This window comes from Gallintestinimicrobium sp., assembly GCF_046968865.1.
Taxonomy (GTDB): Bacteria; Bacillota; Clostridia; order Lachnospirales; family Lachnospiraceae; genus Gallintestinimicrobium; species Gallintestinimicrobium propionicum.
In genome coordinates, this window is the sequence record NZ_JBKVPW010000002.1 from 327,363 (window position 1) to 353,236 (window position 25,874).

At 48.4% G+C, this 25,874-nt stretch carries 20 protein-coding genes and 3 tRNA genes; 21 read left to right on the plus strand and 2 right to left on the minus strand.

Features of this window, described 5'->3' with window-relative positions:
• Position 1: 1 nt before the first annotated feature.
• The 11 genes from ACLTOQ_RS03290 to ACLTOQ_RS03340 all read left to right on the plus strand — a co-directional run bounded on the left by ACLTOQ_RS03290 (position 2) and on the right by ACLTOQ_RS03340 (position 13,776).
• Positions 2-1,210 carry a homoserine dehydrogenase gene (locus tag ACLTOQ_RS03290; RefSeq protein WP_412318734.1) on the plus strand — a complete coding sequence of 403 codons (1,209 nt, stop codon included), beginning with the start codon at positions 2-4 and terminating at the stop codon, positions 1,208-1,210.
• 25 nt (positions 1,211-1,235) lie between these two features.
• Positions 1,236-2,555 carry an aspartate kinase gene (locus tag ACLTOQ_RS03295; RefSeq protein ID WP_337427807.1) on the plus strand — a complete coding sequence of 440 codons (1,320 nt, stop codon included), beginning with the start codon at positions 1,236-1,238 and terminating at the stop codon, positions 2,553-2,555.
• A gap of 638 nt (positions 2,556-3,193) precedes the next feature.
• Positions 3,194-3,955, plus strand: a complete 762-nt coding sequence (locus tag ACLTOQ_RS03300; RefSeq protein ID WP_021914567.1) for an ABC transporter ATP-binding protein — start codon at positions 3,194-3,196, stop codon at positions 3,953-3,955.
• A complete protein-coding gene (locus ACLTOQ_RS03305) occupies positions 3,952-5,670 on the plus strand; it encodes a COG1361 S-layer family protein (protein ID WP_262585931.1) in 1,719 nt (572 codons plus the stop codon). Before ACLTOQ_RS03300 ends, ACLTOQ_RS03305 begins: the two co-directional genes overlap by 4 nt.
• A gap of 103 nt (positions 5,671-5,773) precedes the next feature.
• Positions 5,774-7,198 (plus strand): ABC transporter permease, encoded by a 1,425-nt coding sequence (locus ACLTOQ_RS03310; RefSeq protein ID WP_021914569.1) that lies wholly within the window; start codon positions 5,774-5,776, stop codon positions 7,196-7,198.
• A 322-nt stretch (positions 7,199-7,520) separates the two neighbouring features.
• The gene (locus tag ACLTOQ_RS03315; RefSeq protein WP_021914570.1) at positions 7,521-7,772 is read left to right on the plus strand and encodes a hypothetical protein; all 252 of its coding nucleotides are present in this window, start codon (positions 7,521-7,523) and stop codon (positions 7,770-7,772) included.
• A gap of 124 nt (positions 7,773-7,896) precedes the next feature.
• Positions 7,897-9,237: a glycoside hydrolase family 3 protein gene (locus tag ACLTOQ_RS03320; protein ID WP_412318737.1), complete on the plus strand. Its 1,341-nt coding sequence runs from the start codon at positions 7,897-7,899 to the stop codon at positions 9,235-9,237.
• A 129-nt stretch (positions 9,238-9,366) separates the two neighbouring features.
• Positions 9,367-9,963 carry a bifunctional phosphoserine phosphatase/homoserine phosphotransferase ThrH gene (gene thrH / locus ACLTOQ_RS03325; protein WP_021914572.1) on the plus strand — a complete coding sequence of 199 codons (597 nt, stop codon included), beginning with the start codon at positions 9,367-9,369 and terminating at the stop codon, positions 9,961-9,963.
• Positions 9,964-10,116: 153 nt separating this feature from the next.
• Positions 10,117-11,238, plus strand: coding sequence for a DnaJ C-terminal domain-containing protein (locus ACLTOQ_RS03330; RefSeq protein ID WP_412318739.1), 1,122 nt, complete (start codon positions 10,117-10,119; stop codon positions 11,236-11,238).
• A gap of 154 nt (positions 11,239-11,392) precedes the next feature.
• Complete coding sequence (locus tag ACLTOQ_RS03335) at positions 11,393-12,490, plus strand: Mbeg1-like protein (RefSeq protein ID WP_021914574.1); 1,098 nt, start codon at positions 11,393-11,395, stop codon at positions 12,488-12,490.
• The gene (locus tag ACLTOQ_RS03340) at positions 12,487-13,776 is read left to right on the plus strand and encodes a DNA polymerase IV (protein ID WP_412318741.1); all 1,290 of its coding nucleotides are present in this window, start codon (positions 12,487-12,489) and stop codon (positions 13,774-13,776) included. The genes ACLTOQ_RS03335 and ACLTOQ_RS03340 overlap by 4 nt, the downstream gene beginning before the upstream one ends.
• Positions 13,777-13,862: 86 nt before the next feature.
• Here the strand turns inward: ACLTOQ_RS03340 and ACLTOQ_RS03345 are convergent.
• Positions 13,863-13,946: transfer RNA gene (locus ACLTOQ_RS03345), tRNA-Leu, on the minus strand.
• A gap of 285 nt (positions 13,947-14,231) precedes the next feature.
• Positions 14,232-14,315 (minus strand) — tRNA-Leu (locus ACLTOQ_RS03350).
• Positions 14,316-14,518: 203 nt separating this feature from the next.
• On the opposite strand from ACLTOQ_RS03350, the gene ACLTOQ_RS03355 reads away from it, so the two are divergent.
• The 10 genes from ACLTOQ_RS03355 to nrdR all read left to right on the plus strand — a co-directional run bounded on the left by ACLTOQ_RS03355 (position 14,519) and on the right by nrdR (position 25,743).
• The gene (locus ACLTOQ_RS03355) at positions 14,519-15,142 is read left to right on the plus strand and encodes a hypothetical protein (protein ID WP_412318743.1); all 624 of its coding nucleotides are present in this window, start codon (positions 14,519-14,521) and stop codon (positions 15,140-15,142) included.
• A 63-nt stretch (positions 15,143-15,205) separates the two neighbouring features.
• Positions 15,206-15,289: transfer RNA gene (locus tag ACLTOQ_RS03360), tRNA-Leu, on the plus strand.
• A gap of 556 nt (positions 15,290-15,845) precedes the next feature.
• Positions 15,846-16,760 carry a carbohydrate ABC transporter permease gene (locus ACLTOQ_RS03365; protein ID WP_021914577.1) on the plus strand — a complete coding sequence of 305 codons (915 nt, stop codon included), beginning with the start codon at positions 15,846-15,848 and terminating at the stop codon, positions 16,758-16,760.
• A gap of 15 nt (positions 16,761-16,775) precedes the next feature.
• Positions 16,776-17,627, plus strand: coding sequence for a carbohydrate ABC transporter permease (locus tag ACLTOQ_RS03370; RefSeq protein WP_117963037.1), 852 nt, complete (start codon positions 16,776-16,778; stop codon positions 17,625-17,627).
• Between the two features lie 171 nt (positions 17,628-17,798).
• Positions 17,799-19,163 (plus strand): ABC transporter substrate-binding protein, encoded by a 1,365-nt coding sequence (locus ACLTOQ_RS03375; protein WP_412318744.1) that lies wholly within the window; start codon positions 17,799-17,801, stop codon positions 19,161-19,163.
• Between the two features lie 207 nt (positions 19,164-19,370).
• Complete coding sequence (locus ACLTOQ_RS03380; protein ID WP_412286921.1) at positions 19,371-20,516, plus strand: GntR family transcriptional regulator; 1,146 nt, start codon at positions 19,371-19,373, stop codon at positions 20,514-20,516.
• Positions 20,517-20,650: 134 nt separating this feature from the next.
• A complete protein-coding gene (locus tag ACLTOQ_RS03385; protein WP_412318745.1) occupies positions 20,651-21,643 on the plus strand; it encodes a glycoside hydrolase family 76 protein in 993 nt (330 codons plus the stop codon).
• A 29-nt stretch (positions 21,644-21,672) separates the two neighbouring features.
• Positions 21,673-24,138 (plus strand): glycoside hydrolase family 38 C-terminal domain-containing protein, encoded by a 2,466-nt coding sequence (locus ACLTOQ_RS03390; RefSeq protein WP_412318746.1) that lies wholly within the window; start codon positions 21,673-21,675, stop codon positions 24,136-24,138.
• Between the two features lie 111 nt (positions 24,139-24,249).
• On the plus strand, positions 24,250-25,086 hold the full coding sequence (locus ACLTOQ_RS03395; protein ID WP_308727866.1) for a helix-turn-helix domain-containing protein: 837 nt from the start codon (positions 24,250-24,252) through the stop codon (positions 25,084-25,086).
• A 195-nt stretch (positions 25,087-25,281) separates the two neighbouring features.
• Positions 25,282-25,743 carry a transcriptional regulator NrdR gene (nrdR, locus tag ACLTOQ_RS03400; protein ID WP_117963045.1) on the plus strand — a complete coding sequence of 154 codons (462 nt, stop codon included), beginning with the start codon at positions 25,282-25,284 and terminating at the stop codon, positions 25,741-25,743.
• Positions 25,744-25,874 lie beyond the last annotated feature (131 nt).

The window sequence follows — 25,874 nt, forward strand, 5'->3', positions numbered from 1 at the left end:
CATGGTAAAAGCAGCGATATTAGGATATGGTACAGTGGGAAGCGGCGTGGCTGAAGTGCTTTCCTGCAATCAGGAGCTGATTGCAAAGCGTGCCGGTAATCCGATTGAAGTGAAATATATTCTGGATCTGAGGGATTTTCCCGGAGATCCGAATGAGACGAAAGTCGTACATGATATAGAAGTTATTTTACAGGACCCGGAGATTTCGATTGTCTGCGAGACGATGGGCGGAAACGAACCGGCATACACGTTTTCCAAGCGTGCATTGGAAGCCGGAAAGAGCGTATGCACTTCGAATAAGGAGCTGGTTGCAAACCACGGCGCAGAGCTTCTTCGGCTGGCGCGGGAGAATCGCTGCAATTACTTTTTTGAGGCGAGCGTAGGCGGCGGTATTCCGATCATTCGTCCAATTAACAACTGCCTGACGGCGGAGCGGATTGTGGAAGTTTCCGGTATTTTAAATGGAACGACGAATTATATTTTAACAAAGATGGAACAGGAGGGCATGTTGTTTGAAGAAGCCCTTGGTCAGGCGCAGGCACTGGGCTATGCGGAGCGCAATCCGGAAGCAGACGTGGAAGGCTACGATGCGTGCCGCAAAATTGCGATTCTGACCTCTCTCGTAGCGGGAAAGACCGTTGATTTCCACAAAATCCATACGGAGGGCATCACCGGAATCGATCCGACAGATTTTGCCTATGCAAAGAAGCTGGATGCGACAATCAAGCTTCTGGCGCTCAGCCGGGAGACGGAGAATGGCTATCAGATATCCGTTGCGCCGTACCTTCTGAAAAAAGAAAATGCCCTTGCCGGTGTCAACGATGTGTTCAACGCCGTGGCGGTATGCGGCAATACGCTGGGCGATACGATGTTTTACGGACGCGGTGCCGGAAAGCTGCCGACTGCGAGCGCGGTAGTCGCCGATGTGGTGGAATGCGCGAGACATCTACAGAAAACAGTCGGATGCCTGTGGGAAGAGGGCGAGGCAAAAGTCGCCGACTTTGACAATCAGGAGGGACGCTTCTTTGTCCGGGTGTTAAAGAAAGCCCGGGCGGATGTCGAAAAGGTATTCGGAGCCGTAGTGCCGGTCGTTTTGGACAGCGCTTTGGAGGAATTTGCTTTTGTGACAGAATCCATGCAGGAAGCAGAGTTTGAGAAATGCCGGGAGCAGATCTTCGGATTTGTGAAAAAGATCAGAATCAAGGATTGAAAAAAGACAGGAGAATACAGAGACCATGAGAAAAGTAGTAAAATTCGGGGGCAGTTCCCTTGCGAGCGCACAGCAGTTTGAAAAGGTCGCGGAAATCGTCCATGCAGAAGCATCCAGAAGATACGTTGTACCGAGCGCGCCGGGCAAACGGTTCCGCAAGGACACAAAGGTAACGGATATGCTGTATGGCTGTTACGCGCTGGCGGAGCAGGACGAAGATTTTTCTGAAAATCTGCACCAGATCGAGGAACGCTATCAGGAGATCATTGACGGTCTGTCCCTGACGTTGTCTCTGGAAGACGAGTTTGCTGTCATCGAAAAAAACTTCCGTGCTCATGCCGGAAAGGATTATGCGGCATCTCGCGGAGAGTATTTAAACGGTATCGTAATGGCGGCTTATTTGGGATATGAATTTGTCGATGCGGCACAGGTCGTATTTTTTAAGGAAAATGGCGAATTCGATGCAGTAAAGACCAACGAGGTACTGGGCGAACGCCTTCAGAACATGGAAAACGCGGTTGTGCCGGGCTTTTATGGCGCAAATCCGGACGGAAGCATTCGCACGTTCTCCAGAGGCGGCTCCGATATCACCGGTTCGATCGTTGCAAAGGCGGTTCATGCGGATGTTTATGAAAACTGGACGGACGTATCCGGCTTTCTGATCGCAGACCCGAATATCATCCCGAACCCGGAAAAGATCGAGACGATCACTTACAGAGAACTGCGCGAGCTTTCCTATATGGGCGCGTCCGTGCTGCATGAAGAGGCAATTTTCCCGGTCAGAAGCGAAGGTATCCCGATCAATATCCGCAACACCAACGAACCGGACAACAGTGGCACCTGGATTGTGGAGAGCACCTGCCAGAAGCCGAAATTTGTCATTACAGGTATTGCCGGCAAGAGAGGCTTTTGCTCAGTTAATATCGAAAAAGATATGATGAATTCCGAAATTGGGTTCGGCAGAAGAATTTTACAGGCTTTTGAAGATAATGGAATTTCGTTTGAGCATGTACCGTCAGGCATCGATACGATGACCGTATTTGTACATCAGGATGAATTTATGGATAAGGAACAGAACGTAGTCGCAGCGATCCATCGCCTTGCAAAGCCTGATATGATCGACATCGAGGGCGACCTTGCGCTGATCGCAGTCGTAGGCCGTGGCATGAGATCGACCAGAGGCACTGCGGGACGTATCTTCTCCGCACTCGCGCACGCTAATATTAACGTTAAGATGATCGACCAGGGCTCCAGCGAGTTAAACATCATCATCGGCGTGAGCGACGGGGATTTCGAAAACGCCATTCGAGCGATCTACAATATGTTCGTGCTGGTGCAGCTGTAAGGCTTGCCAATAAAATGGGAATACGAGGTCCTGTGCTTTGGGAGCACTCCCGGCACAGGGCTTTTTTATCGTATAGGAAACTTCGTTTCCATACGATAAAAATACTCCGCGAGGATGCGCACTCGGCGCAGGGGTAGATGGTTGCTAAAGCAACCGCGCCTCGGCGCGAGAATGTGCCAAGGCACATTCTTTTTTTAGGGCAAGACCATGGGCATCATGGGTGACTGGATGGACAAACATCTTACCTTCGTTCCGGTTATGAAAAAAGCTTAAAATAATCTTAAAGATTTCCGACATAAAATATGATATGCTATTACCAATGAGCAGTACCGGAAAAAAGAGAAGAGGCAACCGGCTGCTTGCAGACGAGTTGCCTCTTCTCTTTTTTCCGACAGGGCGAATGCCCTGCAGCGAGGAAACGCGAAGCGTTTTCGAGCGGGTACTGCGGGATCGAGGAAACGCGAAGCGTTTTCGAGGTGGTACTGCGGGATCGAGGAAACGCGAAGCGTTTTCGAGGTGGTGCTGCGGGATCGAGGAAACGCGAAGCGTTTTCGAGGCGGTACTGCGGGAATGAGGAAACGCAAAGCGTTTTCGAGGCGGTACTGCGGGATAGCAGCGGAAACGAAAGGAATCAGAAAATGGCAGATAACAAAATACCGGTCATTTGTGTCAAGGATCTGTATAAAATCTACCGCGTGGGCGAATCGAAAGTGCGCGCCCTAAACGGCGTGGATTTCACGATTTATAAAGGAGAATTCTGCGCCATCGTCGGGACGTCCGGATCGGGCAAATCGACGCTGTTAAATATGCTCGCCGGGTTGGAGAAGCCGACAAAAGGCGAAATTGTCATCGCGGGGGAACATATCGAGAACAAGACAGAAAACCAGCTGGTTCGTTTCAGACGGGAGCATATCGGGTTTATTTTTCAGTCTTTTAACCTGCTTTCGACGATGACAGCGCTGGAAAACGTGGCGCTGCCATTGACATTTCAGGGTGTGGATAAGGCAAAGCGGTTAAAAAAAGCGTCGGCGCTTCTGGATCTGGTAAAGCTCGGCAAATACAAAAATCACCGGCCGACTCAGATGTCTGGCGGACAACAGCAGAGAGTCGGCGTGGCGAGGGCACTCGTGGTTGATCCGGAGATCATTTTTGCGGACGAACCGACCGGAAACCTTGACTCCAATACGTCCAGAGAAGTGATGGAGCTGATGCAGCAGGTGGTACACGAAAAACAGCAGACGCTCGTGATGGTTACGCATGACAACCATCTGGCGAGTTTTGCAGACCGTATTTTCCATATTATTGACGGCAAAATTGTCCGGATTGACGATATGACAGGAAAGAGCAAAGAAGAACGGGAAAAGGAAGAAAAGAAACGGGAGGAAGAGGCGAGCATATGAAAAGCTGGTGCAAAAAATTACTGACAGCAGGACTGATTTTCATGACGGCGGTAGCAGCTGTCAAAACTCCGATGCCGGTTTATGCGGATGAGGTAAGCGGAAACTCGGTACAGTACATCACGGATGATGATAGATGGAGAGCGTCCGTGGAGCTGAAAAACTACAAGGAAAGTCTGATTAAACGGGAAAATCCGGAGCAGTACATCATCGATGATCTGGACGATATCATGTACAGTGGGCAATATTACATCGCAAATTCGGAATACATGACGCCCGATGCGATGTGGAGCTATGTGGAAAAAGTGAAAGCGGAGATGGACACAGCGATCGGTAAAAGCGGAAGTGTGACAACGACGACGGAATTTCTGACGGTTGCGGACAACTGGACGACGCCGAGCGTTTCCTATGGACAGAGTGTGGAAATCGTGCTGCCGCTCATCAACCTCGGTGAAGAATGGCTGACAGACCTTCTGGTAGAGCCGGAGGTTTCCAACGACATCCAGAAATGGCCATTTAAGCCCGACAGCACCGGATATACGAAGAACTTTAACGAGATTCCGGGCTGTGCCACAAAGCTGTATGACGAAGCGGTGTTCAACAGAAGAGAGCTGACCTGGACGTTTACCGCCAGAGAGGACGTCCTGACCGGTTATTATCCGCTGACCTTTAAGGTATGGTACAGCAAAAACAAAATCCGCTGCGAGAAACCGGCAGAGATTACGGTATATGTATATTGCCAGGGCAAACCCGGCAGCGGACGGATCGGATCTTCTGATCTTGCGACGATTTCCCAGCCCAGAATTATTGTGACGGGCTTTGAAACTGATCCGGCACAAGTGTATGCTGGCAGCATTTTTACCCTGACGATTCATGTCAAAAATACTTCCCAGGATACTGCAGTCAGCAACGTGCTGTTCGATCTGGAAGCCGTGGAGGGTGGAACTGAAACGAGCAGTGGACAGGTGACAAACAGCTACGCGTCGTTCCTACCGACGTCCGGATCCAGCTCGATCTATGTGGATCGGATGCCGGCGGGCAGCAGTCAGGATCTGAAAATCGAAATGCAGGCGAAGGCGGATCTTTCTCAGAAGCCTTATGTAGTAACGGTCAAGATGAAATATGATACGGATTTGAAGGCGGATCTGACGGACGAAGCGAAGGTTTCCGTACCGGTCAAGCAGGAAGCAAAGTACGACACGAGCACTCCCGAAATCAATCCGACCTCGATTATGGTTGGGGAACAGTCCAATGTCATGTTCCAGATTTATAATACCGGTAAGACGACGCTGTATAACGTTCAGGTAAAGTTTGAGGCGGACAGCGTTGAGGGCGGCGATACGTTTATCGGAAACCTGGCGCCCGGTGCCACCGGAAATGTCGATGCGATGGTAAACGGCATTGCTGCGACGACAGACGACGGATCGGTAAAAGCGGTGCTGACCTATGAAGACGATGCGGGTAACCAGACCCGTCAGGAGATTGATATGCAGCTGTATGTTTCGGAACCGATGATTGATGACGGCTCCGATATGATGATTCCGGAGGAAGAGCCGCAGAAGACCTCAAACATCGGAATGATTGTCGGGATTATCGCAGCAGTTGCTGCAGGAATTGTTGTTGTAGTCGTTGTCGTGAAGCTTCGGAAAAAGAAAAAGGCGGCAAAGCTTCTGCAGGAGGACTTGCTCGATTTAAATCAGAAGGATGATCAACAATAGAATGCACCCTCTGCGAGCATTCTATTGTCATGAATAAAGAAAAACAAAGAGCCAGACGAAATGTTTGGCTCGCGTTTTCTTAGCTGTCAAAACGGAGACGAATATGAGAATACTTGATTTGCTGCGGATGAGCTCTGCAAATCTGTGGAAAAGAAAAGTGAGGACGCTTCTGACAATTCTTGGCGTTGTGATCGGTACGGCGTCTATTGTCGTCATGGTATCGCTGGGACTTGGCTTAAACAAGGCGACAATGGAAGATATTGAACAGTACGGCGGTCTTACGACGATCGAAGTGCGGGAGGGCAGGGGAGATAGCAGCTCCTATACCACGTACTCCATCGGCGGAGGCGGGTCTGTGACATTTTCTTCGGATTCCGGAAGTTCGTCCTCAAAGGATAAGGTGATGCGTCTGGACGATGCAGCGGTAAGTCTGCTTGAAAGTCTGGACCATGTCGAAAATGTATACCCGGTGCTGCAGCTTAATATTGTGGCAAAGTATGGGCAGTATGTGGATGACTATATGACCATTCAGGGAATGACGCCGGAAGGCCTGCAGGCGTTAAATATAGAAATCGGAGACGGTAAGCTGCCGTTGGATGACAAGGAGCTGCAGTTTTTTTACGGAAATCGGGTTGCGGCAGATTTTTATAATCCGAGAACCTATGAATATCCCTATTATGATAAGGGAGTATTTGCAGTCGATTTTATGAAAGACAGCGTCTTTTTCATCTTTGATCAGGATGCCTATTATGCGAGCCAGAATAGCGGAAGCTCAGGCAGGGACGGAGATTCGACGACGACTCCTCCAAAGAAATACCTGATCCCGACGGCGGGGGTGGAAAAACAAAGCGAAGACGGCAGATACAGTGCAAACGGCTACAATGTGTATTGCAATCTGGATGCGCTCACGGCGACGCTGAAACGGGTTTTTCGAAACAAGGCGATTCCGGGACAGCCTACGACATCCAACGGAAAACCGTATAAGGATTTGTTTTACTCTGTATTAAAGGTCAATGTGGATGACATCGACAATATGATTGCTGTGCAGGAGCAGATTCAGGCACTTGGCTATGAAGCGAGCAGTAATATTGAATGGATTGAATCCACACAGAAGCAGTATGCCAATATTCAGGCAATGCTGGGTGGAATCGGTGCGATTTCTCTTCTGGTTGCAGCGATCGGCATTACCAATACGATGATGATGTCCATCTATGAACGGACAAAGGAAATTGGTGTGATGAAGGTGCTGGGCTGCGATATGCGAAATATTCAGGCAATGTTTCTGATGGAGGCTGCAGATATCGGTCTGGTGGGTGGCATCGTTGGCCTGGGGATCAGCTATCTGATTTCCATGATCATCAACAAGGTCGTGGCGGCGAGTGGAAATATGTCGAGCCTGTCCTATATTCCGCTTTGGCTTGCCGGGGCGTCCGTGATCTTTGCAGTAGTAATCGGCATGGCGGCAGGATATTTTCCGTCAAAGCGAGCGATGAAGCTGAGCCCGCTGGCTGCAATCCGAAACGAATAATCAGACAATTCTGATAAAACGACTTAAAAAGACAGATAAATCAGAGATTATCTGGAAATAAAAAGAAAAAATTAACAAAATTAAAAAAACGTCAGATAAATAATTGACAGAACGGTTTTCGATGGATATAATGAAGTTACAAACAAGGAAAACAAAGAACAAAAATAAAAAGAAAGGAGGACAATCCACCGGAAACCGTATAACATTCACTCTTTTCAGACAGAAGATGTAAGAAACTGGTAGAAGCTTTTCAGTAGTCAAATGCTTTCCATTCTAATTCGGAAATAGAAAGCCTGTCGGATCGGATATCGAAAACATCAGAATGGATGAAAGAGCACAGGAAAAACTGCATAAGGAGTCTTTAAAGGGAATCATAGATTCCATTACTTTAAAGAAACGCGAAGCAAATGGTTTGCATCAAGTACACAATCCGATTTTGAATGCGGAAAAGATGTTGTTTGACGACAGGGAAACACGATGGAACGGAAAAGTCGTTGAGGGATGTCAACAGAAGAAACTGTACGCAGGTACAAAATCCGAAGAGTTGGAACGATACAGAGAAACGGAGGTTTAGACCATTGGATAGCGAATTTTAGAAGCGGGTATTGATCAAAAAGATGATTGATACCCGCTTCCGTTTGTGTTAGTCTAAAAGGGAATCCTGCAGACAAACGAGCTTGGAAGGAACAGTATCAGAGATGTCAGAAAAAAAGACGAACAGAGAAAACAGAAGAAGGCGCAGACGCAGAAATCAGATGATTTCTTATTGTGTCATGGCGGTGGTTTTGATTGCAGTTGGGATGGGCTGCTTTTTTGGCATTCGCGCAGCTGGCAGTGCGGTAAAACAGCATCAGGCGGCGCAGGAGGAATCCAGACAGGAGCTTTTGGAAGCGTCCCGGGTAGAAGAATCCGCGCAGGCGCAGGCGGCGGTCGCGGCCCTGTTTGAGACGGAATCTACGGAAGAAACGGAGAGCACCTATACAAAAGAGGAAGCATTAAACGATATGGTAGAGGATACGCTCGCAGGGATGACGCTGGAGCAGAAGGTAGCGGGACTTTTCTTTGTGACGCCGGAGCAGTTGACGGGAGTTTCACAGGTTGTGGCAGCGGGCGATGCGACCAGAGAAAGCCTGGAAAAATATCCGGTAGGCGGCCTGATTTATTTTGCACAGAATATCCAGTCGGAAAACCAGTTAAAAGAAATGCTTTCCAATACAGCATCCTACAGCCTGTTTCCGCTGTTTTTCGGCGTAGATGAAGAGGGCGGAAAGGTTGCGCGCGTTGCGGACGCCTTAAAACTGGATAAGACTCTACCGATGGGGGAAATCGGTGCGGCAGGAGATACGCAGGCGGCATACGATGCATATCAAAATATCGGAGGTTATCTTTCTGCTTATGGTTTTAATGTGGATTTTGCACCGGTTGCAGATGTGTTGACGAATGTAGACAATACGGTGATCGGAAACCGTGCCTTTTCATCGGATGCAGGTGTGGCGGCACAGATGGTTTCCAGTGCGGTGACAGGGCTGCAGGAGACCGGCGTGAGTGCCTGTCTGAAGCATTTTCCGGGACACGGGGATACAGCAGGGGATTCTCATACCGGCGCGGCGCAGACGAACCGGACGAAGGAGGAGATGGAAGCAGAGGAATTTTTACCGTTTCAGTCTGGCATAGAAGCGGGTGTAGATATGATTATGGTAGGGCATATCACAGCACCGAACCTGACGGATGGAGATTCGCTTCCTGCGAGTATTTCCGAAAAAATCATTACGGGAGTGCTGCGCAACGAATTGGGTTATCAGGGGATTATTATTACCGATGCAATGAATATGGGAGCGATTACCGAATATTATAAATCGGACGTTGCCGCGATTATGGCATTGAAAGCCGGTGCGGACATGGTTTTGATGCCGGAGAATTTTGAAGAGGCATATCAGGGCGTTTTGGATGCCGTTGTAGATGGAACGGTGAGTGAGGAGCGGATCGACGATTCTCTACGGAGAATTTACCGCGTAAAATTAAAAAGCCGTGTGTTATAATGAGCGCAAGAGAGCGGGAACAGGCGAAGCCTGCTCATCGCGAACGGCGAAATTATTGAGTGAGCTATGCTCACGATATAATCGCAGAGAGAATAAAAATGCTGCAAATGGGCAGAATGGAGGAAAAAGATGAAACTGATTTGCTTGGATCTGGAAGGAGTTCTGGTACCGGAAATCTGGGTCGCTTTTGCGGAGGCGAGCAAAATTCCGGAGCTGAAAAAAACGACGAGGGACGAACCTGATTATGATAAGCTGATGCGTTGGCGCCTTTCTGTTTTAAAAGAGCATGGGCTCGGACTGAAAGAAATACAGGAGACGATTGCCTCTATCGACCCTCTTCCGGGGGCAAAGGAGTTTCTGGATGAACTGCGCAGCTTTGCGCAGGTGATTATTATCAGCGATACCTTTACGGAATTCGCACAGCCTCTGATGAAAAAGCTCGGCTGGCCGACAATTTTTTGCAATTCCCTCGTGGTAGCAGAGGACGGCGAGATCACGGATTATAAGATGCGGGTGGAAAATTCTAAACTGACAACCGTGCGGGCATTGCAGTCGATTGGCTTTGAAACGGTCGCAAGTGGAGACAGCTATAACGATCTTGGCATGATTTTAGCGGGAAAGAGCGGATTTTTATTCCGTACGACAGAGCAGATCAAAGCAGATTATCCGCAGATTCCGGCACTGGAAACCTATGAAGAGCTGCTAAACGCGTTGAAAGAAGCGTGAAATTTTTGTGAACTGCCTGGCTTCCATTGACACTATTTTGAAACGGTGTTATAGTACATGTAGAACAAAGATGATGACCGGATCGACAACCGGTAAGAGACATCCCCGGAAGTGATCCGGGGATGTTTGCGCTCTTGCAGAATGGAGGCAACAATGGCAGCAAAGAGAGATTATTACGAAGTGCTCGGCGTTTCCAAAAGCGCCGATGCCGATGCGATTAAAAAAGCATATAGAAAACTTGCAAAAAAATATCATCCGGATGTGAATAAGGATGATCCGACGGCGCAGCAGCGCTTTCAGGAGATTACAGAGGCGTATGGTGTATTGAGCGATCCGAAACAGAAAGCGCTGTATGATAAGTATGGTCACGCGGCGTTTGACGGAAGTGGGGCAGGCAGCGCCGGTGCGGGCCCACAGGGCAGCTATGGACAAAATGGTGGATTCCATTCGTTCCACTTTGAAGGCGGAAATATGGATGACCTGTTTGGAGATTTGTTCGGCGGCATGTTCCACGGCAAATCCGGACAGAAGCAGTCCGGCAAGAGCTATCGGACGCATTTTGGAAGTGGATTCGGCGGAGCTGATGGTTACAGCCAGGGCTTCGGCGGCACGGCAGGCAGCGGCTATACCGGCGGCTTTGGCAGCTCGACCGGCAATGGCTACACTGGCGGTTTTGACGGCTTCGATTTTGGCGGCGGCAGCTACGGCGGCTTTGGCTCCTCTCAAAGAGGCGAGGATCTGCGCGCTGAGATCAGCGTCAGCTTTGACGAAGCGGCATTTGGCTGCGAAAAGAAGATCAGTTTGCAGGGACAGGATGGCAAGATATCTACCGTTCAGGTTAAAATCCCGGCGGGTATTGAATCCGGCAAGACGATCCGTTTGCGCGGAAAAGGTATGCCCGGAAGCAACTTGGCAGGTGACGGCGACTTGCTTTTGAAGGTAGATGTTCAGGAAAAACCTGGATTTGAACGAAAAGGCGCTGACCTGTATACAACGGTCAAAATCCCGTTTACGACGGCGGTGCTCGGCGGCGAAGCAGAGGTTGCGACGCTGACCGGCAAGGTTGTGTGCAGGATTAAACCCGGTACGCAGTCCGGCAGCAGGATTCGTTTAAAAGGCAAGGGCATCGTGTCGATGAAAGACGCATCCGTACACGGAGATCAGTATGTGACGGTTCAGATCGATGTGCCGAAGAATCTGTCCGCCGCTGCAAAGCAGAAATTAAGGGAATTTGAAGAAGCGTGCAAGGGCGGCAGCAGCCGCGGCGCAGCATAAAACAGTTTGATCGCTGGTGCTTTAAGTGGATGCGGCGTGCAAAAAGTGCGCCGTATGTGCACAGAAGTGCAGCACTGGTGTGTAATATAAACAATAGAATGCACGCTCAGCGAGCATTCTATTGTCATAAATAAAAAAATCTGAGAGGAAGCGTATGGGAAATGTCATAGATTATTTGATTCAGTATGGCGATCAGGCCTTTGCAGAGCGGGCGTTTTGCGATGTGGATGTCCTGATTTTGGCGCAGTTGTCCTATTTTGATTTCGGGAGTGCTGTGCCGACGATTGCGCAGCACAAAAAGAGTGTGACGCTGGAAGAAATCGACCGGACGGCTGATCTTTCTGCAGTGTTTGCAGATAAGTGGTACGGGGAAAACAACCGAAAGCTCTGGAATGCGCTGCTTGCTGGAAGACGGTTTCGCACGATGCGATGCAATTACTATCGGGAGCGGATGGAGGAAGAGCAGGAGGCGCAGTTCGGAGCAGTCACTTTTTTCCCGGAAGGTTGTGAGCCGGTGGTGGCGTTTCGTGGAACGGATGATTCGGTTGTCGGCTGGAAAGAGGATTTTCGGCTGGCATTTCGAAAACCGCTGGCATCCCAGGAGATGAGTAGTGTGTACCTAAATCAGGTCGGCTGCAAGCTTCCGGGAGCGTTTATGGTATGCGGGCACTCCAAAGGCGGAAACCTGGCTGCCTATGCGGCGACCTGGGCGGAAACCGGCGTGCAGCGCAGGATTACGGACATTTATAGTCTGGACGGTCCGGGATTTTTGCCGGAAGTGTTTGAGGGAGATTCCTATGAGCAGATCAGAAGCCGTGTGCACCGGATTTTGCCGTATTCCTCTTTGGTCGGGATGCTTTTACAAAATTATGAACAGTATGAGGTTGTAAAAAGCTCCGGGATCGGCATTTTGCAGCATGATGCGTTTACCTGGCAGATTGAGGACGGAAAGTTTGTCAAGGCAGTGGATATCGAGGCAAAACAGAAGCGGATGAACGAAGCACTGAACCAGTGGATTTTTACGCTTCCGGAGGAAGAACGTCAGCTGTTTGTCGAAACGCTGTTTCAGGTAATAGACCAGACCGGCGTGACGACGCTGACAGAATTTTCAGAACACTGGAAGGAAAATCTCAAAAGCTGTTTAAAAAGTCTGAAAAGTCTCGATCCGGAAACCCGGAAACGAATCCGTAGAATTATTAAAATCCTGTTGGAGATTTACGGAAATACCTTGCGGGGAGAAAAAGAAAAATGAGATCGGAAAAGCTGATCTTCCACATCGACGTCAACAGCGCTTTTTTGAGTTGGAGTGCGCTGGAGAGGCTGCGCGGTCAGCCGGGCAGTCTCGATTTAAGGACAGTGCCATCGGCAGTCGGTGGCGATGAAGAATCCAGGCACGGCGTTGTGCTTGCAAAAAGTACGCCTGCCAAAAAATATGGAATTACAACAGGAGAGCCTCTGGCAGCCGCACGTCGGAAATGTCCGGGGCTGATTGTCGTGAAGCCGGATTTCGCAGTTTATGTGGAACAGTCGAACCGTCTGCGGGCGTTATTGCGGCGCTATACGGATGTGGTAATTCCGTACAGCATCGATGAAGCGTGGGCAGAATTTGAGAATTTTGGCAGAATGTACGGTGAACCGGAGGCATTTGCCAATAAGCTGCGCTGTGAAATCAAAGAAACCCTTGGATTTACGGTCAATATCGGGATTTCGACGAACCGTCTGCTCGCTAAAATGGCTGGGGATTTCAAAAAGCCGGATCTGGTGCATACCCTGTTTCCTGAGGAAGTTCCGGGAAAATTGTGGAATCTTCCGGTGGAGCATCTTTTATTTGCCGGAAAATCGACCTGTAAACGGTTGAAAAGTCTGGGAATTTATACGATTGGGGATCTGGCACAGGCGGATTCCGGAATGCTCTTTGCGCATATGAAAAAGCATGGGCTTGCGCTGCAGGAGTATGCCAAAGGGCATGAAAGCGCCGGAATGTTTGATATGGATGCGGAAAATAAAGGATGCGGAAACAGCGTCACGACGCCGGAGGATGTGACAGACCCTGCCTATGCGCGTCAGATTTTGCTCTCTTTATGTGAAACAGTCGGAATTCGGCTGCGTGCAGAGCACAAAAAGGCGGGCGGCGTGTCGGTCGGAATGCGCACGGCAGGATTTGAGAACAGCAGCAGGCAGATGCAGCTGGAATCTTCGACGGATGTGACGGAGGAAATTTACCGGGAGGCATGGACGCTTCTGATGCGGATGTGGGACGGGAAAAAGCCACTGCGTCTTTTAAACGTGACGGCGACGCGGCTGACGGAGTTCGAATATCGTCAGTACAGCCTGTTTGATTCGGTAGATTACGAAAAGTTGGAAAAAGCGAATCAGGCGATCGACCAGATCCGTGCGAAGTTCGGAGAAAATGCCGTGATGCGCGCGAGTTTTTTAAAGAGCAGCGTGTCTCCTACGAGCGGTGGACTGAATAAGGAAAAGCGGCGAGAAAGCATAGAACGGGAAGCTGATGGGGAGGCGCACTGGACGCAAGGGTAGATGGTTGCCTCGGCGCGAGAATGTGCCAGGGCACATTCTTTTGTCAGGAACAAAAAAGACACATCACATTGTGATGTGTCTTACCGTGCAGGAAAAGAGACTTGAACTCTCATGATATTGCTATCATACGGACCTGAACCGTACGCGTCTGCCAATTCCGCCATTCCTGCATTTATTGACCGTGGCTTTTGAAAGCCGTGTGCTGTTAACAAAAGCTATGTTATCACAGAAAATCGAAGAGCGCAAGCTTTTTTTGAAAAAAATGAGGAATTTTTTGATATTCCTGTTTACTGTAAAAAAGAATGTGCCTTGGCACATTCTCGCGCCGAGGCGCGGTTGCTTTAGCAACCATCTACCCCTGCGTCGAGTGCGCATCCTCGCGGAGCGTTTTTCTTTCATAGGACGCATTTTCCTATGAAAGAAAAAAACACACCACAATGTGATGTGCTTTACCGTGCAGGAAAAGAGACTTGAACTCTCATGATATTGCTATCATACGGACCTGAACCGTACGCGTCTGCCAATTCCGCCATTCCTGCATTGTCTGCTTGCCGCTGACAAGATGAAATATTAGCACAGTATAAAACAAAATGCAAGTCTTTTTTGTAAAAAAATAGCTTTAAGGAATAAAAATGTTACTGTTCCCATGCGCCATTCGCAATACAATAGAATGCGCGTTCCACGAATATTCTATTGTCGCGAATCGCATCGTGGATGCTTTCCGCTGTGGAGGCTTCGAACCTTGTGTTTTGATTTGGGCTGTGCTACAATCGAAAAGAAGGAGGCGGCAGAATCTGCCGGAAGGAAAACGATGGGAAAAAAGCTGAGATTGTTATTTATTGGAAACAGTCATACATATTACAATGATATGCCTTTGATGGCAGCAAAAAAAGCGAGGGCGGCAGGCTATGACTGCGAAGTTACGATGATCGCCCATGGTGGCTGGTTCCTGGCACAGCATGTTGCAGAGCCGGATGTACGGTTTGATATTCTGTTCGGCAATTATGACTATGTTATTTTACAGGAGCATGCGCATCCGTTTGGACCGGAGGAGAAGTTTTTCGATGCGGCGCGGAAATTGAACGCCTGGATTCGGGAAGCAAACAGTACGCCTGTCATTTACATGACTTGGGCGATGAAGGAAGAGGAAGCGGTGCAGTCCCGCATGACAAAAGCGCATCAGGAAATTGCAGAAGAAATTGGTGCACTGCTGGCACCGGTTGGGGAAGAATGGTGGCAGTACAAAAAGAATCATCCGGAAATTGAAATGTATGCGGAGGACGGCGCACATGCCTCACCGGCAGGCTCAGATCTGGCGGCATCCTGCATCTGGGAAACCATTCGGGCAGATCTTGAAAAAAAGTAAAATTTGTTGTTGACTTTCCGACGGCATAATGCTATTATACTTCTTGCAGCGGTTAACCGCTATGCGGAAGTGTCGGAATTGGCAGACGAGCAAGACTAAGGATCTTGTGATAGCAATATCGTGTGGGTTCAAGTCCCATCTTCCGCAGGAAGTATAAAAGCCTTGAGTTTCAAGGCTTTTTTCTTTTGCCTCGAAATAAATTGAGCTCGTTAAAGAGAATATATAATATAAATGAAACAGCGGCTATGGAAAACCAACGACAGGGTATGTGCAGGTGCGGATATTCTGTCGGAATGAAACGGGTTTTTCATGGCCGCTGTTTGTATTTGTACATCATGACGGGAGTTTTTGCACATTAAAAATAAGCGGAAAATGTCGTTCCAAAAGATGTGGTAGAGACGGAAACAGTACAAAAATACTAAAAATATAAGTTTCGAAAACGATTGAAATTGTGCACAGTCACATCACAATATGATATATATGATATAAAATACATAATTACATATAACATTACTTGACAATGCAAAACGGATATAATATATTATACCCATAAAGCACAAATGAGTATGGAAAAGATAGAAGAAATAATACACAATGCACAAAAACTATGCTCGCGTCTGGAAAAGGATGAATGGAAATGTGACTTAACTGCAAAAATGATATAAATAGTATATAAAATATAACAAGAGAGGAAGGAAGAAGAATGAAGGAGAAAACAAAAGAAAAACAAAAGGGTAAAAGCTTTTGGAAAAGGGAAGGAGTACAGGGATATTTATTCATGATCCCGACCCTGATCGGATTTCCGCTTTTGTGTGCATATCCGATGTTGTATTCCCTCTACTGTGCATTTTGTGACTGGGACGGATACAATGATCCGGTATTTGCAGGTTTGAAGAACTTCAAATACATCCTGACGCTGGACCCGGTATTTCCGAAGTCCGTAGCTGTGACATTTATTTATGCGCTGATTAACGTTCCGGTTTCCCTGATCCTCGGTCTTGCACTGGCGGTATTGTTAAACAAGCAGTTAAAAGGAATCAAGTTCTTCCGTGTTCTTTATTACCTGCCGACTATCGTACCGAGCGTTGCAGCAATCATTCTGTGGCAGTTTATGTTTAAGAGCGACACCGGTCTGTTAAACGGAATGCTTCGCCAGATCGGACTTCCTGCAGTTGGCTGGCTGACAGATGAAAAGGTTGTGCTGCTTTCCCTGAGTCTGATTAAATGGTGGGGCGTTGGAGGTATGATGATTATCTTCTTAAGCGGTCTGCAGTCTGTACCGGTAGATGTTTACGAAGCGGCAGACTTGGACGGCGCAAGCGGATGGCAGAAGTTTAAGAGCATCACGTTACCGATGATTACACCGATCGTGTTCTTACAGCTGATTACCGGTCTGATCGGATGCATGCAGTCCTTTGCAGAAGCACAGATTATGACAGGCGGCGGCCCGAACTATGCATCTCACTTTATCAATTATGATATTTATACCAATGCATTTTCCAATAACAAATTTGGACGTGCGAGTGCAGAAGCGTGGATTCTGTTCCTGATTATTATGGTATTTACTGTTATTATTTTCAGAAAATCTGAGCAGTACGTTTATTACGAGAATGAATAAGGAGGAAAATCGAAAGTGGGAAAGAAAAAGAAAGCCATTGTCACGACAGTGATTCGATATCTGATTATTTTGATCTTTTGTGTCCCGATGATTATGCCTCTTTTGTGGATGCTGACAACGGCCTTAAAAGATAATGCGGCAGTATTTGCGATGCCGCCTCAGTGGATTCCAAAAGTATTCCACTGGGAAAACTTCACAATCGGCTTACAGCAGATTGAATTCTGGAAACGCTTTGGCAATACTGTATTTATTTCCGTGATCGTATGTTTCGGTCAGGTGTGTAGCTGTATGAGCGTCGGTTACGCGCTGGCAAGACTGAGATTTCCGGGCAAGAAGGTGTGGTTTTACCTGATTGTAGGCAGCATGATGATTCCCGGCATGGTTACGGTAATCCCGGTATTCCGTTTATGGGCGGCATGCGGATTTTACGGAACCTGGTGGCCAATGATTATCCCGGCTTTCCTAGGTGCACCGTTCCAGACTTTCCTGGCAAAACAGTTTATGTCCGGTCTGCCGAAGTCTTATGATGAAGCGGCGAGAATGGACGGCGCGAGCAGACTACAGGTTCTGTTAAAGGTAATTGGACCGATGTGTAAACCGCTGATCGCAGTTATTGCAATCCAGTCGTTCCAGGGTGCCTGGAACGACTACTTAACTCCATTGCTGTATGTCATTTCCAAACCGGAAAAGTGGACACTGTCCCTGGCAGTCGGCAGAATGACAAGCAGTACTTATGGAACACAGTGGAACCTGTTTATGGCAGCAGACGTTGTCTACATGCTCCCGATCCTGATTTTGTTCTTCTTCTGTCAGAAGTACTTCATGGAAGGCCTTGGCTCTTTAAACAGTTCCGGCGTAAAAGCCTGAATGTTTTTGAAGATTGCGGAAGTGCAAAGCACGTGGCAATCTGGTATCAAAGGGGTCAAAATACTTTTTGATCCCAACATCATTTCATAGAAGGTTTTTTACAAAAAGGCTATTTGAAAAGTGCGTTTTTGTAAATAAAATACCGACAAAGATAAAAGGAGGGTATATCAAATGAAAAGAAAGAAAGCGATGGCAATTGTGATGGTTGCTGCAATGACAGTGACAATGCTGGCGGGATGCGGAAGCTCTGCATCGGATACAGCAGCAACACCTGCGGCTGATTCTGCAGTTACAGACACCAGGGCTGATTCAACGGCAGACACATCAGCGGATTCGGGGGAAGTTATAACGCTGAGAGTGGTAGACTGGGAAAGCGATGAAATGAATGCAGCGATGCAGGATGCGTTTGACAACGTATTCTCCGTAGAGCATCCCAACATCAAGGTTGAAATCGTAGAAGGTTCCTATTCCGATTACAACCAGCAGATGAACGCGATGATCACTGCAGGAGAAGCTCCTGATGTATTCCAGTTAGGTTATGACCAGGGCTGCTCTTTTTACAAAAAGAACCTGCTGACAGACTGGACCGATAAGGCTGCAGCTGATTCCGAATTCATGGATGGCTTCTATGAAGGAACTGTTGACGGCTGGCAGTACGATGGAAAGACCTACGGACTTCCCGGACTTGTAAACGTATACGGCGTATTCTACAACAAAGACATCCTGGCAAATGCCGGTCTGGACGAGCCTTCTGTAGACTGGACATGGGATGACCTGTTCGAGTATGCTGAGAAGTTAAAAGATCCTTCTGCTAACAAGTTTGGTCTGTATGGTCTGAACACTGATATTTTCGGTCTGACCAATATCAGCGTATCGGAAGGCGGTTCTCCGTTCGTGGACAGCCTGACTCATACGACAAAGGTTACCGTAGATGACAAGTTAAAAGAGGCAGCAGAAAAGGTTGCAGGTCTGATCGCAGATGGCACAATTCCCGGCAGAACCTATGAAACTGCAAACCAGTTGTCCGCATTCGAAGCGGGCGAAATGGGTATGCTGTTTTATGGACAGTGGGAAGTTGACAGCCTGATCCGTAACTGCCCTGACTTAAACTGGGGTTATGCTCCGATTCCGAAAGGCTCTGTAAAAGCAGCTGAGAGCTATGATACCGTTGGTTGGGTATCCCCGAAAGATCTGAAGTATCCCGATGAGACATGGGAACTGATGAAATTCATGAGTAGCGAAATGTATGAAACCGTTCTGACCAAGACACCTGTTGCAGCTTGCGCACATGCAGCATCCGCAGACGTATTCTACAACACTGTAAAAGATAACGGTCATGAAGACGCAGCAGAAGCAGTTAAGACCATGATGGCAATCGAAACCAAGAACGCAATCCGTTATGCAGCTGACTGGTCCGGCGATGCTGGCAAGCTTTGGGATCCTGATTTCAACAACTTCATGGATGGCAAGAGCGGTACCGTTGATACTCTGACAGAGCTTGCTCAGAAAGTAAACGACCTGATTGCTGCACAGTAAATAGTTATTCAGATAAGATTCACTGTCGGTTCAGAACAGACAGGCTCTGTGATGGAGCCTGTCTGCTTTCGGGTTCAGGACAATAGAATATTCCTGTATCAGACATTCTGGTGTTTATGACGATAAAATGTTTGCATAGCAGGTATTCTTTTGCTCATGATAATACAGACACAATTGGACTGTGCCGACGGGGGGACGGAGGTAACCGTGAAACAGATTCCACTTTATGAACAGATTTATGAGGAAATAAGAGCCAAAATTGAAGAAAGAGGATATCAGGTCGGGGACAGGCTTCCGTCTGAAAAAGAGCTGTCGGAACAGTACCATGTGAGCCGGATCACCAGCAAAAAAGCGGTGGAGCTTCTTGCAGAGGAAGGACTGGTCACGAGGATTCCCGGAAAGGGGACGTTCGTGATCGAACACCAGGAAACGCCAAAGGCACTGGAAGTACCTGCAGGGAGCATTGCAGAAAAAAAACCTCTTTCGGATCATACGCCTGTAATCGGCGTTGTGCTGGACGGATTCGGGGCGGATTTTGGATGCCAGATGCTTGGAAGTATCGAAATGGAATGCCGGAATCAGGGCTTTGGGATGATGCTGATTTGCTCTTATGGAAGAAAAGACGGAGAAACAGCCGGAATTGAACGATTGCGCGAGCTGGGGGTGAACGGAATTATCATTATGTGCGTCCATGATGAAAATTACAGCGAGAGCATTCTGAAGATGGCGGTACAGCATTTCCCGGTCGTGACAATTGACAGACAGCTGAAGGGCGTGCCGATTTCGTTTGTCGGAACGGATAACGAGGCGGCTTCGAGAGATCTTGCACGTTATCTGCTCGCCCGGGGATATCGAAAAACCTGTTTTGTCAAACCGCATGCCGCTGAGACCTCTACCCTGCAGGAGCGGATTCGGGGCTTTAAAAAGGCATATAATGAATATGGTCTGTTTGCAGATGAAAGCCTGTGGATTACGGATATCCGCGCGACACTTCCGGCATACCATCAGGATCGGGGAGAACAGCAGCTTGCAGAAGACGAGGAGAAGATTATCGAATTTATCCAAGAGCATCCGGAGATCGATTCCTATTTTGCAGTGGAATACAGTCTGGCACGGATTGTCTATACCTGCTTAAGAAAGCTGGGTTTGCAGGAAAAATGTCCGGTTGTGTGCTTTGACGGCAGCGATAATATCGTGAATGAATCGATGTTTACGCATGTCAAACAGAATGAAAAGGAGATCGGCAGTTTAAGCGTACGGATTCTGGCAGATGAAATCCGTGGTGACGACGAGGTAAAGACCGTTCTGGTTCCGTATCATATCAGGGAAATGACAAAAGGGGCGATGGAGTGAATCAGGCAAGCTGCTGAAGATTGGGAAATCTGTCTTTACAAACCGATTCAAAAAGCATACATTAAAAGAGATACCTGACAGGAAGCTAATACCTGTCGGGCGGGAATGGACTACACAGCGGAGGATGAGACAAAATGGATACAAACAGCAGAATGCAGATTGCAGATAAGGCGATGAAGAGCTTTATTGCAAGATATTTCCGGGATGATGAGGATGGAACCGGCATGATTACCGGCGAGTTTTACTGGCCGAGGGCGGAGATCATGGAAGTTGTCATGGATGCCTGGGATAAGACCAAAGATCCTTATTATCAGGAACTGATGGGTAAAATGTACCGCGGATTTGTCAAAGAGTTTGGAGAAGACTGGTCGAACAATCCGTTTAATGATGATATCATGTGGATGACGATTGCCTGTGCGAGAGCCTATCAGGCATTTCACGAAGAGATTTATCTGCAGCAGGCAGAGAAGCATTTCAATCTGGTTTATGACCGCGCATGGAGCGATGATCTGGGCGGAGGCCTGTTCTGGAGAATCGAAAATACGACGAAAAACGCCTGTATCAACGGCCCTGCCGTGATTGCAGCGAGCCTGTTATATCAGATTACCCAAAATCAGAGCTATCTGGATCGTGCGATTGCGATTTATGACTGGGAAGTGAAGAAGCTTTTTGGCGACGACGGCGCGGTGTATGACTGTTATAACCTGGAAAAGGGCTTAAATGCGTGGTGCTCGACCTACAACCAGGGAACCTTTATCGGCGCAAGCGTATTTTTACATCAGCTCACCGGCGGTGAAAAGTATTTAAACAATGCGGTTATGGCAGCGGATTATACGATGGAATACATGTATAAAAACGGCATCATGAACAATGAAGCGGACGGAGACGACATGCCCGGATTTAAGGGGATTCTGGCAAGATGGCTCAGCAAGCTTGTTTATGAAGAGAACCAGACCAAATATTTTGCATGGATGGAGAAAAATGCGGACAGCGCATGGATGCACCGTAACACGCAGAACCTGATGTGGACGGCATGGGAGTTCCCGACCAATGAGTTCCCGCGCTGCGCATGGGGCTGCAGCGCGGCGGTAGCACAGCAGTTTGCGTGTCTGCCGTATCAAAAATAACAGTATTTCGTAAGAAACGGGAGGGACTTATGAAACGGGTACACTTAATCTGTAACGCACACCTCGACCCTGTATGGCTCTGGCGCTGGCAGGAAGGCTGCACGGAAGCGCTTTCCACATTCCGCACGGCAGAAGCCTTTACGGAGGAATTCCCGGACTTTGTGTTCAACCACAACGAAGCGATTTTATACGAATGGGTAAAGGAAAATGAGCCGGAACTGTTTGCGCGCATTCAGCGGAAGGTCAAAGAGGGAAAATGGCATATCATGGGCGGCTGGTATTTACAGCCCGACTGCAATATGCCAAACGGCGAGTCCATTATCCGCAATATATCGGAAGGACACCGGTTTTTTGAAAAAGAGTTTGGCGTTCGCCCGACGACGGCAATTAATTTTGACTCTTTTGGTCATTCTGTAGGTTTGGTTCAGATTCTGAATCAGGCAGGATATGATACTTATGTGGTCTGCCGTCCGGCGAAGGCACAGTTTCCGTTCAAGGAACAGGATTATCTGTGGAAAGGTCTGGCAGGGTCGGAGGTTTTGGTGCATCGTTCCGATGAAAATTATAACTCCGTTTACGGGCATGTCGGAAAAGAACTGGAACAGTTCCTGGAAGATACGAAGGACGAACCGGTGTCCTTGTATCTCTGGGGCGTTGGCGACCACGGCGGCGGACCCTCCAGAGTGGATTTGACCGATGTGACAAAGCTGATCAAAGAGCGTGCGGAGGAGCTGGAAATTATCCACTCTGATCCGGAGTCTTACTTTAAAGAGAGAAAAGCGGCAGGAACATCCTATCCGGTTGTGGAAAAGAGCCTGAATCCGGTTGCAGAGGGATGCTATACGTCCCAGGTTCGGGTAAAACAGAAGCACCACCTGCTGGAAAATGAGATTTTAGTCGGCGAAAAGATGGCGACGCAGGCAGAGCTGTTATACGGCACGAAATATCCGAAGGAAGAGATTCACGAAGCAGTTCGCGCATTGTTGTTCTCAGAGTTTCATGATGCGCTGCCCGGCTCCGGCACACAGCAGGTAGAAGAAGATACGCTGCGCCTGCTGGATCACGGACTGGAGCTGATGTCCCGCGTCAACTGCAGAAGCGCGATTGCGCTGACCGCAGGCGAGGCGCCGATCAAAGAAGGAAGCTCCTGCGCATTTTTATACAACCCACATCCGTATCCGATTACCGGACAGTTTGCGTTTGAAGTCGGACTGCCCAAACAGAACTGGGATCCTTGCTTTTATCATCCGAGAGCATCTGTAAACGGCGAAGAAGTGCCGACCCAGTCGGAGATGGAATGCAGTCATTTCTGCATCGACTGGCGTAAGAAAGTTGTCGTGGAAGCAACCTTAAAACCGTGTGCGATGAATCGGGTGGATGTCTGGTTTGATGCCATTGAAAAGCGTCCGACCTTTGAACGGATTTCCAGAAAAGAAAACTTTGTTTTTGACAACGGAAAAATGCGTATAGAGATCAACCCCAGAACTGGTCTGGTGGATTCCTGGAAGGTCGGGGATACCGAATACTTAAAGCCTGGCAGCTTTTGCCCGGTAGCGATCGACGGCACTTATAATTCCTGGGGACTCTGGAAAAATGAGCCCGGAGCGCGCAGGGCATTTACACTGCTGACAGACCACGAGGGAAGCGAATTCTCCGGATTATACGAGCAGATCGAGCCCTCTGTGCGCGTGATCGAGGACGGCAAGGTGCGTACGGTTGTGGAAGCACTGTTTGGCTGGCATAACAGCAAGCTGTATCAGCGTTATATTCTGCCGAAGAACGATACGCATATGGATGTGGAAATCGGCGTATACTGGAACGAAAACGATACGGTTTTGAAATGGATGATTCCGTCTGCAATGGAGCAGGGAACCTATTACGGACAGGTAATGTTCGGCAGGGAAGCTCTGGCGCAGGACGGTCAGGAAGTTGTCGCACAGCGCTGGAACGCGTGGACGGACGGAGAAAAGGCGTTTACGGCAGTCAACTGCGGCAGCTACGGAAGCAGCATCGAAGACGGCGTGATCGGACTGACGCTGCTGCACTCTGCGGGCTATTCTGCAGCGGATTTCGATGAGAAAAAGACGCTGCATGAGGTTCGCCACACCGTTCGGATGGAACAGGGAGAACGTAAGTTTGCATTCCGCTTTGAAGCAGGAAAGACAGATCTTTTGGACAACGTGGATCGCACTGCACAGGCTTATAATGAAGAGCCTTATGTGCTCGCATTCAATGCATCCGGAGCCGGAGAAAAGAAATCGCCCGCAATTTTGGTCGATCAGGCAAATGTTCTGGTCTCTGCATGGAAAAAGGCAGAAAACGGGGAAGGATATACGCTTCGTCTTTATGAGAGCACCGGTAAAGATACCACAGCAGTTGTAGAACTGCCGTTTGCAGGTGTTGCCTGCCCGGTATCTTTAAAAGGATTCGAGATCAAAACGCTTCATTATGACGAACAGACAAAACAGCTGGCAGAAGCAGATCTGTTGGACTGATTTCCAACACTGGAATGCACGCCCTTCGGGCATTCCAGTGTTAGGAAGAACAGAATCGCCCGCATGCAGACATTCCGCCGTATAGAAGTGACAAAGGAACGACAGGAAGACATGACAGAAAAAATTTGCAGCTTTTGGAATTATGAAAAAAAAGACCGGCCATTTAACGTCCTGTTAGCAGGAGTATCCTATTGTGATGGGACATATCGGATCGAGAGAAAGCCGGAAAATCTGTATTCATTTGAATATATTTACAGCGGAAAAGGGATGCTGGTGATCGACGGACAACGCCTGGAGCCGCGGGCGGGGGATGTCTATTTTTTAAAAAGAGGCATCCCACACTGCTATTGGTCGGATGAGGAGGAACCGTGGACGAAGATCTGGATCTGCTTTAACGGACTGATGGCGGAAGCAATGTTTTCTGCTTATCTGGACCGAACCGTATACCTGATGCACAACTGCGATATCTCCGGGCAGATGGAAGCACTCCTGCAGCGCCTGGAGCAGTTCGATGGGGATTACGATAAAATGGCGGACGAGACGGCAGTCGCAGTGCTGGAGATCCTCCAGAAGCTTCATAACCAGGGCAGCAGCCATACCCGCACGCTTCCGGAGCAGATTAAGGAATGGATCGATCTGCATGTGGAGGAAAATGTCAAGTTAGAGCAGCTGTGTGAAAGCCTGCATTATTCCAGAAACCATTTGATCAACCAGTTCCGGAACCGCTATCAGATCACGCCGTATCAGTATCTGCGAGAACAGAAAATCGAAGCGGCAAAGCGCTATCTGCTCTATTCCGGTATGTCGATTCAGGAAATCGCAGAGCGGCTGTCCTATACGGATGAAAATTATTTTCACAGCTGCTTTAAAGAGGCGACGGGACTGACTCCGGGCAATTTCCGGAAATTCGGTTCGGTTTATCCGACGGAATATGGACAGAAACAATAACTTCCTGCAGGTTGGATTCTTTCTAAAAAAGGCAGGCGTGAAAAAGTCTGCAAAATCAGGGAATGATTGACAGCTCGGGCTGTTTTCATTATAATTTACTCATAGTAGAAAGTGCTGAAACTATAGCAGTTTCTGTGTGAGAAATGAATGGAAACGGCCCGGATTTTTTCTGTTCGGGCAGACAGGAGCAGAAAGATGAAATGCCCTTTTTGCGGTCGGGACAATACGAGAGTAATTGATTCCCGTCCATCCGATGATAATAACGCGATTCGCCGCCGCCGGGTATGCGATGTGTGCGGCAAACGTTTTACGACCTATGAAAAGGTAGAGACGATCCCTCTGATTGTCATCAAAAAAGATAACAACCGGGAGCCCTACGACCGTTCCAAGATCGAAGCCGGCGTGCTGCGTGCCTGTCATAAGCGTCCGGTCAGCGCTAACGAGATCACAGGGCTGATCGACGAAGTGGAGACAGATATTTTTTCCAGAGAAGAAAAGGAGATCCCAAGCAGCGTGATCGGGGAGCTGGTCATGAACAAGATGAAGGATCTGGATGCGGTTGCCTATGTGCGGTTTGCTTCTGTTTACCGCGAATTTAAAGACGTAAATACCTTTTTTGATGAACTGCGCAAGGCCGTCGAAAAAAAGAAAAAATAAATCTTGCAATTTGATTCACTCATGTATACAATAAGTGGGGCGTTGGGAAAAACGTCACTCTGTTTTTTGTCACACGGGAATGCGTTTCCCGATGAAAAACGCGTTGGTGTATCCCGACCCGGCTTTTTGAT

Coding starts and splice junctions, on each gene's coding strand:
- thrH (WP_021914572.1), top strand. CDS start 9,367: ATGAAACTGATTTGCTTGGATCTGGAAGGAGTTCTGGTACCGGAAATC.
- ACLTOQ_RS03385 (WP_412318745.1), top strand. CDS start 20,651: ATGGATACAAACAGCAGAATGCAGATTGCAGATAAGGCGATGAAGAGC.
- ACLTOQ_RS03300 (WP_021914567.1), top strand. CDS start 3,194: ATGGCAGATAACAAAATACCGGTCATTTGTGTCAAGGATCTGTATAAA.
- ACLTOQ_RS03330 (WP_412318739.1), top strand. CDS start 10,117: ATGGCAGCAAAGAGAGATTATTACGAAGTGCTCGGCGTTTCCAAAAGC.
- ACLTOQ_RS03335 (WP_021914574.1), top strand. CDS start 11,393: ATGGGAAATGTCATAGATTATTTGATTCAGTATGGCGATCAGGCCTTT.
- ACLTOQ_RS03320 (WP_412318737.1), top strand. CDS start 7,897: ATGTCAGAAAAAAAGACGAACAGAGAAAACAGAAGAAGGCGCAGACGC.
- ACLTOQ_RS03395 (WP_308727866.1), top strand. CDS start 24,250: ATGACAGAAAAAATTTGCAGCTTTTGGAATTATGAAAAAAAAGACCGG.
- nrdR (WP_117963045.1), top strand. CDS start 25,282: ATGAAATGCCCTTTTTGCGGTCGGGACAATACGAGAGTAATTGATTCC.
- ACLTOQ_RS03310 (WP_021914569.1), top strand. CDS start 5,774: ATGAGAATACTTGATTTGCTGCGGATGAGCTCTGCAAATCTGTGGAAA.
- ACLTOQ_RS03365 (WP_021914577.1), top strand. CDS start 15,846: ATGAAGGAGAAAACAAAAGAAAAACAAAAGGGTAAAAGCTTTTGGAAA.
- ACLTOQ_RS03305 (WP_262585931.1), top strand. CDS start 3,952: ATGAAAAGCTGGTGCAAAAAATTACTGACAGCAGGACTGATTTTCATG.
- ACLTOQ_RS03290 (WP_412318734.1), top strand. CDS start 2: ATGGTAAAAGCAGCGATATTAGGATATGGTACAGTGGGAAGCGGCGTG.
- ACLTOQ_RS03295 (WP_337427807.1), top strand. CDS start 1,236: ATGAGAAAAGTAGTAAAATTCGGGGGCAGTTCCCTTGCGAGCGCACAG.
- ACLTOQ_RS03315 (WP_021914570.1), top strand. CDS start 7,521: ATGGATGAAAGAGCACAGGAAAAACTGCATAAGGAGTCTTTAAAGGGA.
- ACLTOQ_RS03375 (WP_412318744.1), top strand. CDS start 17,799: ATGAAAAGAAAGAAAGCGATGGCAATTGTGATGGTTGCTGCAATGACA.
- ACLTOQ_RS03390 (WP_412318746.1), top strand. CDS start 21,673: ATGAAACGGGTACACTTAATCTGTAACGCACACCTCGACCCTGTATGG.
- ACLTOQ_RS03340 (WP_412318741.1), top strand. CDS start 12,487: ATGAGATCGGAAAAGCTGATCTTCCACATCGACGTCAACAGCGCTTTT.